The organism is Serratia sp. NPDC087055, assembly GCF_044900985.1.
Lineage (GTDB): Bacteria > Pseudomonadota > Gammaproteobacteria > Enterobacterales > Enterobacteriaceae > Serratia.
In genome coordinates, this window is sequence record NZ_JBJDOG010000001.1 from 2,502,831 (window position 1) to 2,517,649 (window position 14,819).

Here is a 14,819-nt window from a genome sequence, read left to right on the forward strand (position 1 = left end):
GTGAGCAGCACGCCAACCAATATTCTGATTGTCGAAGATGAGAAAGAGATCCGGCGTTTCGTCCGCACCGCGCTCGAAAGTGAAGGTCTGCGGGTGTTTGAAAGCGAAACGTTGCAACGTGGGTTAATAGAAGCCGGCACGCGCAAACCGGATCTGATTATTCTTGATTTAGGGTTGCCAGACGGCGACGGGCTTAACTATATCCGTGATTTACGGCAATGGAGCGCTATTCCGGTGATTGTGCTGTCGGCGCGCAACGCCGAAGAAGACAAGATTGCCGCGCTGGACGCTGGAGCGGACGACTATCTCAGCAAACCTTTTGGTATCGGTGAACTGCTTGCTCGGGTGCGGGTCGCTTTACGGCGTCATTCCGGCAGCCTGCAGGAAAGCCCATTGGTTAACTTCTCGGAAATTACCGTCGATCTGATTAATCGCCGGGTGCTGCGTAAGGGTGAAGATCTGCATCTGACGCCGATTGAGTTTCGTCTGCTGGCCGAACTGCTGGCAAATTCCGGCAAAGTCATCACCCAGCGTCAGCTACTGAGCCACGTCTGGGGACCGAATTACGTCGAGCATAGCCATTATCTGCGGATTTATATGGGTCATCTACGGCAAAAGCTGGAGGCCGATCCGGCCCGGCCAAAACATTTACTGACCGAAACCGGCGTCGGTTACCGCTTTATGCCTTAAGAGTCAGGGGCGCGACAAACCGCGCCCCTACGCGTTTGGCCCTTTCTTCAACCCCATCATAAATTCTTTGAACGCCTCACGTAACGGTGCAAACACCGGGTGCTTGCGGTTTTCGATCATCACTTCAGAAAACAACTTGAGGCCAACGGCAAAAGCCGCGCTGTTATTGTCACCGAAATTCAGATCTTCACGCGCTTTGATACGCTCAACGATGCCCAGAATGTCATCGTGGTTCTCCACCTCAAAGCTCAGTGGTGCTTTGTCGACGGGCTCCCCCTTACGGTCATTCAACGCTTCGACGGTAATACGGAAACGGTGTCCTGGCATCAGTCATTCTCCGTCGCTGTTGGGGTAATGTTCATTTCGCTTTCAATCGCCGCTACTGCGGTGAGCAATGCGGCATTAATGCGTTCAACTTGCTGCGGTGAAAGATCGGCACGCATCACATTACCGCGTAGCAAACTGCGTAGACGGTTCATGGCGTCAGAGATGCCTTCGGCAAGATTGCCGTGATGATGATGACCCCGATCGGCTCCTGCCAGGCGGGCCAGGATCACGTCGACAGCGGCCTGGTGCTTTTGCAGCTCACTCTGGCCTAGTGCGGTAATCTGGTAGCTTTTACGGCCGTTGCCGCTGGTGATTGGCTCAAGAAAATCTTGCTCTTCCAGCAGTGTCAGCGTGGGGTAAATCACACCTGGGCTTGGCACATACAGGCCGGAGGACGCCTCATCAATCGCCTTGATGAGTTCGTAACCATGGCTTGGCTTACGCGCCACCAGCGCCAACAGCACCAATCGTAGATCGCCATGTTCAAACATGCGGTGACGCCCGCCACGTCCACCTCGCCCACCACGGCCAAGTTCTTCGCCGTGATCGCCACCAAAGTGATGACGTCCGCCGCGACGGCGATGATGGTCGTGCCCTTCTTCGCTGTCATGGTGACAACCATGACGACGGTGTAAATCTAAACGGTGAAACATAGGTATACCTCTCAATGAATAGTACGTTGACGAGGTTATTTAGATATATCTAAATAACTTCGATATATCTAATCTAGATCGATATATCGAAATGCGCAAGCGGTGTTCATGAAAAAGATATATCTAAACTCCGGGCATAAAAAAAGCGCTGTAAAAACAGCGCTTTTTATCAGACGAAGAAAGATTACTTGGCGGACGCCAGTACCGCACTCACGATATCGACGGCTTCATGCTCGATCTTTTCGCGGTGTTCGGCACCCAGGAAGCTCTCACAGTAAATCTTGTAGGCATCTTCAGTACCAGAAGGACGTGCTGCGAACCAGCCGTTGTCTGTCATCACTTTCAAACCACCAATCGGTGCACCATTACCCGGCGCTGCCGTCAGGCGTGCAGTGATAGGGTCACCCGCCAGAGTATCGGCCTTGACCATGTCTGGCGACAGCTTGGACAACGCGGTTTTTTGCGCTGAGGTTGCCGGTGCCTGGATGCGGTTGTAGCTCGGTGCACCAAAGCGCTTGGCCAAATCATCGTAATGATGCTGAGGGTTTTCGCCAGTCACCGCAGTGATTTCGGCGGCCAACAGGCACATGATGATGCCGTCTTTGTCGGTCGACCAAGGTGTGCCGTTGAAACGCAGGAACGATGCCCCTGCGCTCTCTTCACCACCAAAGCCCAGGCTACCGTCGAAAAGACCGTCGACAAACCATTTGAAGCCCACCGGCACTTCGACCAATTTACGGCCCAAATCTGCCACTACGCGGTCAATCATCGCGCTGGAAACCAGCGTCTTACCCACTGCCACATCAGCGCCCCACTGTGGACGATGCTGGAACAGATAGTTGATAGCCACCGCCAGATAATGGTTCGGGTTCATCAGGCCCGCCGGTGTAACAATGCCGTGGCGGTCATAGTCCGGGTCATTGGCAAACGCCAGATCGAACTTGTCACGCAGCGCCAGCAGGCCCCCCATCGCCGGAACCGACGAACAGTCCATGCGGATCACGCCGTCGTGATCCAAGTGCATAAAGCGGAAGGTCTGATCGATAGAATCATTCACCAGCGTCAGATCCAGCTTGTAGTGCTCTGCAATGCGCTGCCAGTAGGCAATGCCAGAACCCCCGAGCGGATCAACACCCAGCTTCAGACCGGCACGCTGAATGGCGGGCATATCGACCACGTCCACCAAACCTTCAACATAGGGCTGCACCAGATCCTGAGCCTGTACATGACCGCTGTTCCAGGCTTTATCCAGCGACTGACGCTGTACGCCTTTCAACTGCACAGACAGCAGTTCATTGGCACGTTTTTCAATCACAGAAGTCAGGTTGGTATCGGCCGGGCCACCGTTGGTCGGGTTATACTTGATGCCGCCGTCTTCAGGTGGATTATGGGATGGGGTAATCACAATACCGTCAGCCAATGCTCCGCCGTTGCGGTTGTGGCATAAGATGGCGTGAGATACCGCAGGCGTCGGTGTGAAACCGTTATGTTCCTGCACGATCACATCCACGCCGTTGGCTGTCAGCACTTCCAACACAGAAATGAAGGCTGGCTCTGACAATGCATGGGTGTCTTTGCCCACGTAGCATGGGCCGGTGACCCCTTGCTGGTGGCGTACTTCGGCAATCGCCTGCGCGATAGCGAGAATATGGGCTTCATTGAAGCTGTGGCGCTGAGCGCTGCCACGATGGCCTGAGGTTCCGAACTTCACCGCATGTGCGGCGTTGCCCGCTTCCGGTTGCAGTACATAGTACTGCGACGTCAGCTGGGCTACGTTGATCAAATCGCTTTGCTGAGCCGGCTGCCCGGCACGTGGGTTATTCGCCATCGACATATCTCCCTAATCCCTGTCCAGCGGCCTGGCAATATGTCGCTCACGGCCACCATGACGGGCTGTTCGCTAAATTAGATAGTGCCGCAAACTTTATCTGTCAGTTCCGCTGGGAACTGCATAGCCTGCATGATGTGCTCCACCATGCTGCGTTTGCGACCGGTATTGGTATTGGTGATCACCCAATAAGGCGTGCCCGGAACGTGCTTCGGCTTGGTGTGCGTTCCATTCGCCAACAGGGTTTGCTGATCGCCTGCAAAATAGGTGCGGGTACGGCCGTGCAACGCTTCAGTTGCGGTGGCAAAACCGGCCGCATCGAGGGTATACAGGGTGGATAGTACCAGCATAAAACGATTCACCGCTTTGCTCTGCTCGGCATACTCATCCGACAACAGCAGTTCGCGCACGGCACGCACGCGATCGCGCGGTCGCGGAGCAGCAACAATTTTGTCCTGCTCGGCGCTCTGTGCGCTGGCAACTGGCGCAGCGCGCAAGGGCTGACCGGCGGTAAATTTCAACATACGGCGCAAAATATCGGACGCGCTCTCACCAATATGTTGCGTGTGGCTGGCAATATAACGGTAAAGCTCTTCGTCGACTTCAATAGTTTTCATCTTTATCCAGTACTGTTTTTTTCTACTTAGAACCTGAAGCCAGATCCTGCATTCAAGCCATGGGATTATAAGGTTAAAAGCGCGGGAGCGAACATAACAATGTGTCCCGACAGGGCAAAAGCAGACTATTACCTAGAGTCCGCCCAGCATCCACGTTGCCAAACCCGCACCTTACCATGAAAAATCCGCGTTATACCCCATGGATTTCAAGCGGCAGCACGGCAACGGGTATGTTCATCCGGTGTTTTAATCATGATAACCTAATCTGAATCTCTCTCAGTATGAACTTCACCATGAAATTACATTATCAATTGCTGGCAACCGAGTCCGCAGCGTTGCCGGTCATGCTGATCCACGGGCTATTCGGCAATCTGGACAATCTGGGCGTCCTGGCGCGCGACCTGAACCAACAGCACAGCGTGATTAAAGTCGATTTGCGTAACCACGGCCTGTCGCCACGCTCAGCGGTAATGACCTACCCGGAAATGGCCCAGGATCTGCTGGCGTTGCTGGATGATTTGCATCTGGAGAAGGTCATTGTTATCGGCCATTCAATGGGCGGTAAAGCGGCGATGGCACTGACGGCCATCGCGCCAGAGCGAGTGGAGAAACTGATCATTATTGACGTTGCACCGGTGGACTATCACGTTCGCCGCCACGACGAAATTTTTGCCGCGTTACAAGCCGTCAGCGCAGCCGGCATCACGCAGCGCCAACAGGCTGCGGAGTTGATGCGCAGCTATCTGGATGAAGAAGGTGTGATCCAGTTCTTGTTGAAGTCATTCCATCAGGGCCAATGGCGTTTCAACCTGCCGGCGCTGATCGATCAATATGAAAATATCACCGGCTGGCAGGAAGTCCCCGCCTGGCCGCACCCGACGCTGTTCATTCGTGGTGGGCTGTCGCCCTATGTACAAGATAGCTACCGCGCCGATATCGCCCGTCAATTCCCACAGGCGCGTGCACACGTGGTTGCAGGCACTGGGCACTGGGTTCATGCAGAAAAACCAGAAGCCGTGTTACGTGCCATTCATCGTTTTCTCGGCGAAGCCTGAGCCAATTGCCCCCTTGTCAGAGAAGGAATCCTCCCTAAAACGGCCATCTGGTGAAAAAACGCGCTAAAGATAACGGCTTAGCGCGTTTTCGGCTCAGTTAAACATTGTCGTCGCTCCATCTGCTGGGGTAATATGGCGCGCTATAATTTTGCCGCCGTGCTAAGCGTGTTCAATAGCGCCGGGCTGGGGGTGAATTTGGGTTAGGGTTTATTGGCCCGAAGTGTGTTAACCGAACCATCCAGAAGCGTTTACGCGCTTTTTGATGCAAACTCCCTTGCAGTACCGCTACCTATGGCAAAAGAACAAACGGATCGCACGACGCTGGATCTGTTCGCAGATGAACGCCGTCCGGGGCGCCCGAAAACCAACCCGCTATCCAGAGATGAACAGCTTAGAATCAATAAGCGTAATCAGCTTCGACGCGATAAAGTCCGTGGCTTACGGCGTGTGGAACTGAAGATCAACGCGGATGCGGTGGACGCCCTGAACAAATTGGCGGAACAGCGTAATATCAGTCGCAGCGAGCTTATTGAGCAAATGCTGTTGGCGCAACTGGCAGACGACCAGCCAGAACATTGATCATTGCAGCCGCACGTGCGGCGCGGCGTTAAGGATGACGCCCGATCAACATCGTTTTATTCCACCCGGTATCGCATAAACGTGATAAAACCCCGGGGTAAATTTCTGGCATGATACGCAATTACCGGTAAGGGTTTCCCTTGCTATGGCATCATTTTAATCGGTGTTATCGTGGTCAGCGCTAACATCGTGTAATGCAATTTATTGAATTTAAAGGTTATACGCGATATGGCTAATGTAGGCATTTTCTTTGGCAGCGACACTGGCAATACCGAAAACATTGCCAAGATGATCCAGAAAATTCTTAAGCAACAGTTTGGCGACGATGTTTGCGAAATTCACGACATCGCCAAAAGCAGTAAAGAAGACCTGGAAGGTTTCGATATTCTGTTGCTCGGTATCCCGACATGGTACTACGGCGAAGCCCAGTGTGACTGGGATGACTTCTTCCCAACGCTGGAAGAGATCGACTTCAACGGCAAACTGGTTGCGCTGTTTGGCTGTGGCGACCAAGAAGACTATGCAGAATATTTCTGTGATGCGATGGGGACTATCCGCGACATCATTGAACCACGTGGCGCCGCCATTGTAGGCCACTGGCCAACCAAAGGTTACCACTTCGAAGCGTCGAAAGGCCTGGCAAGTGACAGCCACTTCATCGGTCTCGCCATTGACGAAGATCGCCAGCCAGAACTGACCAATGAACGTGTCGAAGGTTGGGTAAAACAAATCGTCGAAGAGTTGAGCCTGGCCGAGATCGTCGGGTAACGCCAAAGGTTGAACAAAAGCCCTGCAAAGTGCATAGTGTTGCCGGCAGGGCCGTCATCGGCAGTACGGATTACTGCAATAGAAGATACATATTTGTAACTTCTCACATCGTCAAGGTAGACTGAGATATCGGTTTATCCCATCCATCAAGACGTTGCGTGTGCAACATGCAATAGTGCAATTATATCTTTGTTAACAACCGGCGGTTTCTATTTAGGCCAACCGGTTCTATAATGAGACGCAATTAACACTTTGTGCCGACCGATGCCACAGGCGAGAACGCCTCAACTTGATTAGCATAGTAACAGGACTGAATCCGCATGACTGACAACAACACCGCATTGAAGAAGGCCGGCTTAAAAGTCACGCTTCCGCGACTCAAAATCCTGGAAGTACTGCAAAATCCGGAATGCCATCACGTCAGTGCGGAAGATCTGTACAAAAAACTGATAGATATGGGCGAAGAAATTGGCCTGGCTACGGTTTACCGCGTACTGAACCAATTTGATGATGCAGGCATTGTGACTCGTCACAACTTCGAAGGCGGCAAGTCCGTGTTCGAACTGACTCAGCAACATCATCACGACCACCTGATTTGCCTGGATTGTGGCAAAGTGATCGAATTCAGCGATGAATCTATCGAAGTGCGTCAGCGTGATATCGCCAAACAACACGGCATCAAGCTCACCAACCACAGCCTGTACCTGTACGGCCACTGTGAAACGGGTGACTGCCGCGAAGACGACACTCTGCACGACAAAAAATAATGCCCTTAACCGGCATTGAGAACCGCCTTAACGGCGGTTTTTTTATGCCTGAAGCAAATAGATAAAAAAATCCCCGGACAGGCCCGGGGAAAGATCATAGCTAAATGACAACAATTGCAGCGGCACTTCTCCACGGTACTTCTCACTTCCCACTTACACCCACTTCAACGTCAACTCCCCCGCCGACACGCGGATGAGTAAACTCGTTACAATGCATATTCAAGAAAGAGCAGCCGATCAAAAAACATTGCCTTGGCTTGGTCGAACACACCACGAATACGGAACCCCTTGTTCAAATACATTTTGCAGGCATCACTACTTTGCCAGACGCACAGCGCAATGTTTTTCGCCTGGCGTTGATCCGCCTGTAGCTGAATCAAGGCAAACATTTGGTTAAAATACCCCAGCCCCCGAAATTGGCTCTCAATCGCCAAGCTACAGACAAAATAATCGTCAGCGACACAGTGGCTTTGCACAAAGCTGTCGTAAGCCTCATCAAGAGGTTTCATTTCATCGCGATAAAGGTAGTCCGCGTCTATGGCATACAGTTCACTGACGGTCGCCGCATTGAAAAAACCGATAAACTCTCCGCGCCGATCGTAAGCCACGGTGATCAGATCCAGGTAAGGCTCGATATTTTGCGCCTGCTGCAAAGACACCAGATCCAGCCCAGCACGATTGCCAACAGAACAGTATTCCAGGTAGCTCGTGCTAAAAATCAGCTTTGCCATGCGGGTCTTATCCGCTTCACCCACCTGCCGTCCCGCCATGAAATGCAACGATCCCCGCGGTTCAGGCGGCACAGCCTCCCCCTCGCCCTGGGCAGAACGCCAGTAATTCCCTGCCGCTATCTGCCGCCGGTTGTCGGCAATCAGGTACTCCCCAAAAAGCTGGTTTACCCGATCAAGCCGCTGATCATGAGAAAGCACCGAATAGTAGTGGTAATGATCGATGTCGGACCGAATCTGCGCCGGATAGGCCATGCGAGGTACTTCATCAACGGTAAATATTTCCGCATAGCGTGCCAAATCCAGCGGCTGCTCAAGCTGCCAATCCAGATTTTCCAACCGGCTAACACATTGCCGGTAGCTCTGCTCTTCTTCTTGCGACAACGGTAGCCGCACATTGGTGATCACATCTTCCAGCAGCCGCATACCGCGAATACCGCAGGTTACCGCCTGTGGGGTTGCGTCATACAAAACACCATGCATCTGGCAAAAACGATCGTGGCTGAGGAAAGTACGTTCAATATGACGACTCCACAATTGGTAAAAAGGATCGAACAGCTTCCGTTCATAAATCGGATTTCTTTCCGGTACCTCACTGCTTTCCCCCGCATAAATTTGATCGAGCCCAGCTAACATCCTGCACAGCGCCATATCTCCCTTACGGCTGATGATCATTCCCGTTTCGTCGAGGAACAAATTCAACCAACTGACGTGGCTAACTTCACCTCCGGGCAGGAACTGAAGATAGTCCGGAACCTCAGGCTTGATCAGAAACAGTGTCGCCGCTCGGTGGGGAAGTGTGTCGATATCCATATACACGCCCCCCATCTCAATCAAAATCAAAAAGCGGAAGTAGTCGGACAGTGTGGCGTAATAGCGTTTATCATGGAGCTGATGGATAAACCCCAAACTATTACCGACTCTTCTTTGCGCCAGTTCACTCAACGAATGCACCTGCAGGCGATGGTTACCGGCATCGTACTCACCCAACTGGCCGCCATGCGTTTGGGGTGAGGCAATGAAACAGGCATCCTTTGCCAGCTGCTTTGCATCCCAAACCCATAACATGCCGACCCAGTCACGAGCCTCGCCACGACTCACCGCTTGTTGTGCATCCCCCCACTGAGAGATAACTTCTCGCGCGTCGTCAGGAATGGCTCCGCCCAACCAAATGCGGTGCAGCAATTGTTCCCCTGCGGCAAGTGGCCGCGTGGGCACGCAAAATAGTGAAGAACAGCGTGCGGCATCAAATAAATGCCCCTGCGCAGACAGCCATTCCCGTAGTTGATTCACCCCACGTTGATAACGCGCCTTTGCCGCTGGCGTAGCCTGACGTTGGCACTTCACGAATTCAAACTTCAAATCGCTTAGCCGCGCCTCATATTCAGCCCGAAACAGATCATCCTGCAGGGCGCCAAAATGCCCGTTGTTAAGCGCCATCGGCAGCCATCCTTATTAATGGACCATAACCCTGCGGATTTTTGCTCTGCCAAGACCACGCATCACATACCATTTTTTCCAGGCTGCGCTTAGCTTGCCAACCCAGCTTTTCCGCAGCCAACGACGGATCGGACCAACACTCGGCGATGTCACCCGCACGTCGGGGATTAAATTGGTAGGCGATCTTGAATCCACAGGCACGTTCGAACGCCTGAATAATTTCCAGTACCGAGTAACCCTTGCCCGTGCCCAGGTTATAGACGTTAAAACCTGGCTGCAGGTTATCCAGCGCTTTCAAATGCCCTTCAGCCAGATCCATAACGTGGATATAATCACGTACCCCAGTTCCATCGCTGGTCGGGTAGTCGTTGCCATACACGGGCAACACCGCGAGTTTGCCAATAGCCACCTGTGCCAGATACGCCAGAAGATTATTGGGAATGCCGGCGGGATCTTCACCAATCAAGCCAGACTCATGCGCACCGGCGGGATTAAAATAACGCAATGCGGTGATCGCCATCTGTGGCGCAGTGGTGGCAAACTCTGCCAGGATCTGCTCAACGATCAGCTTGGAAGTGCCATAAGGATTCGTGGTCTGCCCAACACGGCAATTTTCCGTCAGCGGGGTATATTCCGCAGGTCCGTAAACGGTGGCCGAAGAGCTGAAAATAAACTGATTAATGCCCGCATGGCGCATTCTGTCCAGTACGATCAATGATCCCGAAATATTATTTTGATAATATTTCAGTGGCTGCTCGGTTGATTCTCTGACAGATTTCAAACCGGCAAGATGAATAACAGCATGAATATCATGCTGACGGAAGATGTGATCCAATAGGTGATATTGTTGAATATCACCCTGATAGAAAATAACTTTTTTCCCCGTCAGCCTTTCTACGCGAAACAGAGACTCTGACGAACTGTTGGACAGGTTGTCTAATACAACGACGTTCTCCCCCCTTTCCAACAGCGCCAACACCGTATGCGAGCCGATATAACCGGCGCCGCCCGTCACCAATATAGCCATCATATATCCTTGTTTGTGTTTAAAAATAAACGACTCACTCAGAAACCACCTACACTTCCCGGGTTTTAAAACCGACAGGTAAAGCAATAAAAAGCAGTAATATGGCTAACAGATAAACGGAGGAATGTGGCCCGTACTCGGTCAGGATCCCTTGTAATATTCCGGCCAGGATCACGCCGGTTGAAATACTGTTGGTGAACAACGTGGTGGCCATCCCCGCCCGTTCCGGCATCAAATCCTGGAAGTAGAGCATGCCGATGGTGGCCCCAATACCGATAAATATCGCATTAAAGACCTGCAAGACCAGCAAGCCAACGGGAGAGGTAAACCACAGCATGCCGGCATAAAACAGCATGCCAGCCACCATCGCAGTCAACATCATCAGGCGTTTGCCCACCCGGTTCACGTAACGCCCTGCCAGGATCATGATCGGGATTTCTATCGCAGCGGCAACGCCCATCATCCAGCCGGTCAAACGCTGCGGCAAACCCAGTTCGGCACTGATATACAGCGGAACATCAATCAGATACATGGCGCTGCAGGTCCACATCAATACCGAGGCAAAAAACAGCAGGCTAACGTCTTTATCAAAGACCGTTTTTTGCTGCGTTGCGACATGGCTATTGATGATGACACGCGCCACCTCGGGCAATATCCGCCAAGCCAACAGCGTAACTAACAGAAATATCCCCGCGGCAAAAATAAACATGGCAGTGAAGCCATAATTCACCACCAGCATAAACGCCAATGGGGGGCCAAAGACCCAGGCAAGAGAAAGTTGGGCGCGCATGACCGCGCTGAACATCGCAACGTTTTGCGTTGAGCGCTCGCCATACTCACGCGCAAGAGCAAATAATTGCGGTATCGCCGTATTGGCGATGGCCGTTAACAGCACGCCCACCGTTATTAGCGTTAAATAATTACGATTAAATGCAAATAACAGACAGTTCCCCGCCGCCAATAAATAACAGATTAAAATCAGGTTGCGCCGATCCCGTTGGCGGTCTGATTTTTTCGCCAGTAAAAAACTGACAATAATGCCAACGCCAGCGTTAACCGCATAAAAAAAACCGACCCATAAAGACGTGACCTGCACCTCGGTCGTGAGGAACAGACTCAGGGTCGGTATTTGCAGTGCCCCGGCAATCCCGGAAAAAAAAGCAACGACCATAAAGGTCAGCCGTATCGAATTCATCTCTGATTACCGTCGGTCGCTGCTATTGAGGATCAATAACGGCCCGCCTGCGAACAGACGGGCCGTGGCTCAAAAATTACACTTTCTCGGCACGGCTATAGCGCTTCCCGTCCGGGCTTATCGCGCGGATAAGCACCTCACCGCCAACTCGCGGCTTGGCGTTGGCATCGTACCGCTGCCATTGCTTGCCACCATCCGTGGAATACTCAATGCCCAGACCCGGCAGAGAAATATTGGCCTCCAGCATGCCCCCCACTACGCGAGCGCCCGGCACCGGCAGCCGATAACTCACGCCACCTTTGTCCAGTTTTGCCAGTTCTCGCTGACCAAGGAGGTTGGCAAAGCGCAGCCAATCACGATCCAGTTTCTTCGTGTCGACAAAGTGGGTTTCACCGCCTTTATACTCCCGGCCCGCCCGGTAATCTTGCTCCCAACTTGCGCGGTGCCATGCGCGCTCTGCCACCGACAGCGAACGAGGGAATATCATGTATTCCATTTCATCGTCGGTGCGCTGGGTTTCACTCCACATCTGGGCTGAAATACCGTAAGCGCCCGGCCAAGGTTTGTCGCTCTTGGCGGTGAAATGATTGCCATCACGGTCAACCGAGGTTTCCGCATTTTGCGGCAAGTTATTCGGCGCAAAGCTGAACATTTTCTGTTCGTCGCTGAAACGGGTACCCCAGTAATAGCCACGCTCGTCCGGATTCACCTCATACGGGAAATCCATGTAAACGTAATCCGGGTTAGACAGGATCACTTCGTAGCCTTTATTGGCCCAGTCATTGGCACTATCAAAACCGCCCCAATACAAGGTATCCCAGAAATTCACCCCGACGCGTTCAGTAGCGAATGCCTTGGCATTCTTCGCATCTTTCAGACCATCCTGCCAAGCCTGCATTCTGTCGATGCCATGTGCCTTCACCAGTTGGCTAACTTCGACGCCAAAGTAGCTTGGCAGGTGTTCCATATCCGCGACTTTACCGTCTTTGATCATCATTTGGCACACCTGGGACTTCGCCCAAGGTTTGTCTTCTTTACGCTGATCAATGATGCCTTTACCCGCCTCCGGCTTGGCAACATCGGTATACCCAGCACCTAAACGAATGTTTTTCGCCTCGTCACCGCCAAAGTGCCAAGTGCTCAGCGGCTGCCCCGCCTCTTTGTGCATTTGGGCAATCTCGCCAATCACCTTATCGACAAAGCGCTTGGACGAGTCCAGGCAAGGGTTGAGGTAGCTTTGACGGTTGAAGTACTGCACCGAGGTGGTATTGGAGATATCGGTCGGATCCACCAGGCGGAATTCGTTGGCCTCTTGCTCTTTACCTGCGGCTTGCAGTTTTTTATAACGTGCTTCCATTGAGACCACGGCTGCACGAGCATGCGCCGGCATATCGATCTCTGGGATCACTTCAATCTTGCGCGCCTGAGCGTATTTGATAATGTCGATATAATCCTGACGGGAGAAGAACCCACCGTAGACGTCAGGGCCTTGGCCGTATTGTGGTAACAAGCAGGTGGTTTCACTCAAGTCATGGCAGCGCTGCCCCCCGACTTCCGTCAATTCCGGCAACCCTGGGATGGCAATACGCCAACCTTCGTCATCACTCAGGTGGAAATGGAATTTATTGAGTTTGTAAGCCGCCATCTGGTCAAGCAGACGCAAAACGGCCTCTTTTTGATGGAAGTTACGTGCGACGTCCAGGAAGATACCGCGATACTGGAAGCGTGGAGCATCTTTAACCTCCAGCGTGGCAATTTTGGCGCTACCGTCGGCAGGAATCAGCGACAGTATAGATTGCAGACCATAGAAAACCCCGGCCTGATCGAAACCGATAACCTGTGCTCCCTTGTTGCCAATGCTCAACGCATAGGCACCCGACACCGCCAACTCACCGTTGAATTTTCCAGGCTGGATATCGGTCTTGATCGGATAGCCACTCGCGTTATCGGTTATTCCCAATAAAGCAAAACGTTGGGTTGCCGCGTCTGCGGCCGGTTTGGACAATGCGCTTAATTCCAGCGCTACGCCGTTACTCAGATCGGCATCCTGTGAATGTACTTTCACATGCAGCGGCGTGGGCACGATCTGACCGCGTAGTGACGCTGCCGGCAAGGTTTTCAGCTCGGCATTTTTTGTGAAACGGGAGGCTGGCGTCATCAAGATGTTATTGTCATCTTTGGTGCGCTTCCACTGGTCGCCGGTAAAGGGCGCCACAAACTGACTCAGATCTTCGGTGTCGGTATTGATCAGGATTTTTGGCTTGGCATCGCCTGAAGTGGCATACCAGCGCGGCACAAAGTCTGTTTTAAACAACTGCCAGTATTCTGCAATAATCGGGATATCAACCGTTTTACCCGCAGGGAAGCCGGTAAATTTATCGGTGGGCTCCAGCTTATACAGATCGCCCGTCAGGTGAGATATTTTGAATTGATCGTTGTCCACCCGCATTGTCTGGCGGGCACTGTGGAAGTAAATCGCCCAGTCGTGGCCTGTAATTTCCTGATTATCGTTGGTCAGACTGATTAGGACCTTATTGCATGCTGCCCAATCGGCGCCCAGTTTGCCGCAATCCAGGCCACTGTCTGCGGCGCGGTTATCGACCATTTTCAAATTCAGTTTCAACTGGCTAAGTTGATCCACCAATTGCTGATTGGCCATCGCGTTCCCCACGCTGCCAAATAACCCTACGGTTGCCGTCAATGCAGCAACCGCACTCAATTTGAATTTGTTCATCTTTAGCATCATCCTTAATTATTGTTATCGTGGATCTCTTTCCAAATTTTCCCGCACTGTGCGTCATAAGCCTGGCCGTTGCCGCTATGAACCGCCTGAATGCAGTTCTGATAATCCATCACCCGCACCGTTTCCTGCTCGGCAAACTGCTGATGCTGCTTCTCTTGTTTCAATACGTTCAGCACGGCCTTACAGGGCTGTAGCCTTTCTGGCGACCCTTCGGCAGTGTTAATACAGGCACTGTAGGCCTGTTTCAATTTGGCGTCTTCCGGCGGTGCAGCTGGCTGTACACACGCACTCAGCGCGACAGTTGCGGCCAACATCAACATGATTTTTTTCATCGTGTTATTCCCGTTAAGTGTCCCCGGCGCTGCCGCCGGGAATATACCCGTCATCTTTCAAGCCGCAGCG

The 14,819-nt window shown here is 52.4% G+C and carries 14 protein-coding genes; 5 read left to right on the top strand and 9 right to left on the bottom strand.

What is annotated here, in order from left to right:
• Complete coding sequence (kdpE, locus tag ACI2J2_RS11890) at positions 1-690, top strand: two-component system response regulator KdpE (RefSeq protein ID WP_209636304.1); 690 nt, start codon at positions 1-3, stop codon at positions 688-690.
• Between the two features lie 27 nt (positions 691-717).
• Here the strand turns inward: kdpE and ACI2J2_RS11895 are convergent, their stop codons facing one another.
• From ACI2J2_RS11895 to seqA, 4 genes are all read right to left on the bottom strand, one after another.
• A complete protein-coding gene (locus ACI2J2_RS11895; RefSeq protein WP_209636306.1) occupies positions 718-1,017 on the bottom strand; it encodes a DUF3861 domain-containing protein in 300 nt (99 codons plus the stop codon).
• Positions 1,017-1,670 (bottom strand): PadR family transcriptional regulator, encoded by a 654-nt coding sequence (locus tag ACI2J2_RS11900; protein ID WP_404760156.1) that lies wholly within the window; start codon positions 1,668-1,670, stop codon positions 1,017-1,019. Before ACI2J2_RS11900 ends, ACI2J2_RS11895 begins: the two co-directional genes overlap by 1 nt.
• A gap of 184 nt (positions 1,671-1,854) precedes the next feature.
• The gene (gene pgm / locus ACI2J2_RS11905) at positions 1,855-3,498 is read right to left on the bottom strand and encodes a phosphoglucomutase (alpha-D-glucose-1,6-bisphosphate-dependent) (RefSeq protein ID WP_404760157.1); all 1,644 of its coding nucleotides are present in this window, start codon (positions 3,496-3,498) and stop codon (positions 1,855-1,857) included.
• Between the two features lie 77 nt (positions 3,499-3,575).
• Positions 3,576-4,115: a replication initiation negative regulator SeqA gene (gene seqA / locus ACI2J2_RS11910; protein WP_265554397.1), complete on the bottom strand. Its 540-nt coding sequence runs from the start codon at positions 4,113-4,115 to the stop codon at positions 3,576-3,578.
• Positions 4,116-4,396: 281 nt separating this feature from the next.
• Between seqA and ybfF the strand changes: the two genes are divergently transcribed.
• The 4 genes from ybfF (at position 4,397) to fur (ending at position 7,284) form a co-directional block, all read left to right on the top strand.
• A complete protein-coding gene (gene ybfF, locus ACI2J2_RS11915) occupies positions 4,397-5,170 on the top strand; it encodes an esterase (protein WP_404760158.1) in 774 nt (257 codons plus the stop codon).
• Between the two features lie 291 nt (positions 5,171-5,461).
• Positions 5,462-5,749 carry a LexA regulated protein gene (gene ybfE / locus ACI2J2_RS11920; protein WP_012005675.1) on the top strand — a complete coding sequence of 96 codons (288 nt, stop codon included), beginning with the start codon at positions 5,462-5,464 and terminating at the stop codon, positions 5,747-5,749.
• 228 nt (positions 5,750-5,977) lie between these two features.
• The gene (gene fldA, locus ACI2J2_RS11925) at positions 5,978-6,517 is read left to right on the top strand and encodes a flavodoxin FldA (RefSeq protein ID WP_209636316.1); all 540 of its coding nucleotides are present in this window, start codon (positions 5,978-5,980) and stop codon (positions 6,515-6,517) included.
• Between the two features lie 320 nt (positions 6,518-6,837).
• Complete coding sequence (gene fur / locus ACI2J2_RS11930; protein WP_020825646.1) at positions 6,838-7,284, top strand: ferric iron uptake transcriptional regulator; 447 nt, start codon at positions 6,838-6,840, stop codon at positions 7,282-7,284.
• Between the two features lie 206 nt (positions 7,285-7,490).
• Here the strand turns inward: fur and ACI2J2_RS11935 are convergent, their stop codons facing one another.
• The 5 genes from ACI2J2_RS11935 to chiQ all read right to left on the bottom strand — a co-directional run bounded on the left by ACI2J2_RS11935 (position 7,491) and on the right by chiQ (position 14,749).
• Positions 7,491-9,452 carry a glycosyltransferase gene (locus tag ACI2J2_RS11935; RefSeq protein ID WP_404760159.1) on the bottom strand — a complete coding sequence of 654 codons (1,962 nt, stop codon included), beginning with the start codon at positions 9,450-9,452 and terminating at the stop codon, positions 7,491-7,493.
• The gene (gene galE / locus ACI2J2_RS11940; protein ID WP_209636319.1) at positions 9,442-10,479 is read right to left on the bottom strand and encodes a UDP-glucose 4-epimerase GalE; all 1,038 of its coding nucleotides are present in this window, start codon (positions 10,477-10,479) and stop codon (positions 9,442-9,444) included. Before galE ends, ACI2J2_RS11935 begins: the two co-directional genes overlap by 11 nt.
• A 49-nt stretch (positions 10,480-10,528) precedes the next feature.
• Positions 10,529-11,674: an MFS transporter gene (locus ACI2J2_RS11945; RefSeq protein WP_404760160.1), complete on the bottom strand. Its 1,146-nt coding sequence runs from the start codon at positions 11,672-11,674 to the stop codon at positions 10,529-10,531.
• Positions 11,675-11,750: 76 nt separating this feature from the next.
• Positions 11,751-14,408, bottom strand: a complete 2,658-nt coding sequence (locus ACI2J2_RS11950; RefSeq protein ID WP_404760161.1) for a beta-N-acetylhexosaminidase — start codon at positions 14,406-14,408, stop codon at positions 11,751-11,753.
• Positions 14,409-14,422: 14 nt separating this feature from the next.
• A complete protein-coding gene (gene chiQ, locus ACI2J2_RS11955; RefSeq protein ID WP_209636327.1) occupies positions 14,423-14,749 on the bottom strand; it encodes a ChiQ/YbfN family lipoprotein in 327 nt (108 codons plus the stop codon).
• Positions 14,750-14,819 lie beyond the last annotated feature (70 nt).

What these genes read in the sequence shown, in the direction of transcription:
- ACI2J2_RS11935 (WP_404760159.1), bottom strand. Translation starts at nt 9,452, where the DNA reads ATGGCGCTTAACAACGGGCATTTTGGCGCCCTGCAGGATGATCTGTTT.
- ybfF (WP_404760158.1), top strand. Translation starts at nt 4,397, where the DNA reads ATGAACTTCACCATGAAATTACATTATCAATTGCTGGCAACCGAGTCC.
- ACI2J2_RS11950 (WP_404760161.1), bottom strand. Translation starts at nt 14,408, where the DNA reads ATGAACAAATTCAAATTGAGTGCGGTTGCTGCATTGACGGCAACCGTA.
- ybfE (WP_012005675.1), top strand. Translation starts at nt 5,462, where the DNA reads ATGGCAAAAGAACAAACGGATCGCACGACGCTGGATCTGTTCGCAGAT.
- chiQ (WP_209636327.1), bottom strand. Translation starts at nt 14,749, where the DNA reads ATGAAAAAAATCATGTTGATGTTGGCCGCAACTGTCGCGCTGAGTGCG.
- fur (WP_020825646.1), top strand. Translation starts at nt 6,838, where the DNA reads ATGACTGACAACAACACCGCATTGAAGAAGGCCGGCTTAAAAGTCACG.
- seqA (WP_265554397.1), bottom strand. Translation starts at nt 4,115, where the DNA reads ATGAAAACTATTGAAGTCGACGAAGAGCTTTACCGTTATATTGCCAGC.
- fldA (WP_209636316.1), top strand. Translation starts at nt 5,978, where the DNA reads ATGGCTAATGTAGGCATTTTCTTTGGCAGCGACACTGGCAATACCGAA.
- ACI2J2_RS11945 (WP_404760160.1), bottom strand. Translation starts at nt 11,674, where the DNA reads ATGAATTCGATACGGCTGACCTTTATGGTCGTTGCTTTTTTTTCCGGG.
- pgm (WP_404760157.1), bottom strand. Translation starts at nt 3,498, where the DNA reads ATGGCGAATAACCCACGTGCCGGGCAGCCGGCTCAGCAAAGCGATTTG.
- ACI2J2_RS11900 (WP_404760156.1), bottom strand. Translation starts at nt 1,670, where the DNA reads ATGTTTCACCGTTTAGATTTACACCGTCGTCATGGTTGTCACCATGAC.
- ACI2J2_RS11895 (WP_209636306.1), bottom strand. Translation starts at nt 1,017, where the DNA reads ATGCCAGGACACCGTTTCCGTATTACCGTCGAAGCGTTGAATGACCGT.
- galE (WP_209636319.1), bottom strand. Translation starts at nt 10,479, where the DNA reads ATGGCTATATTGGTGACGGGCGGCGCCGGTTATATCGGCTCGCATACG.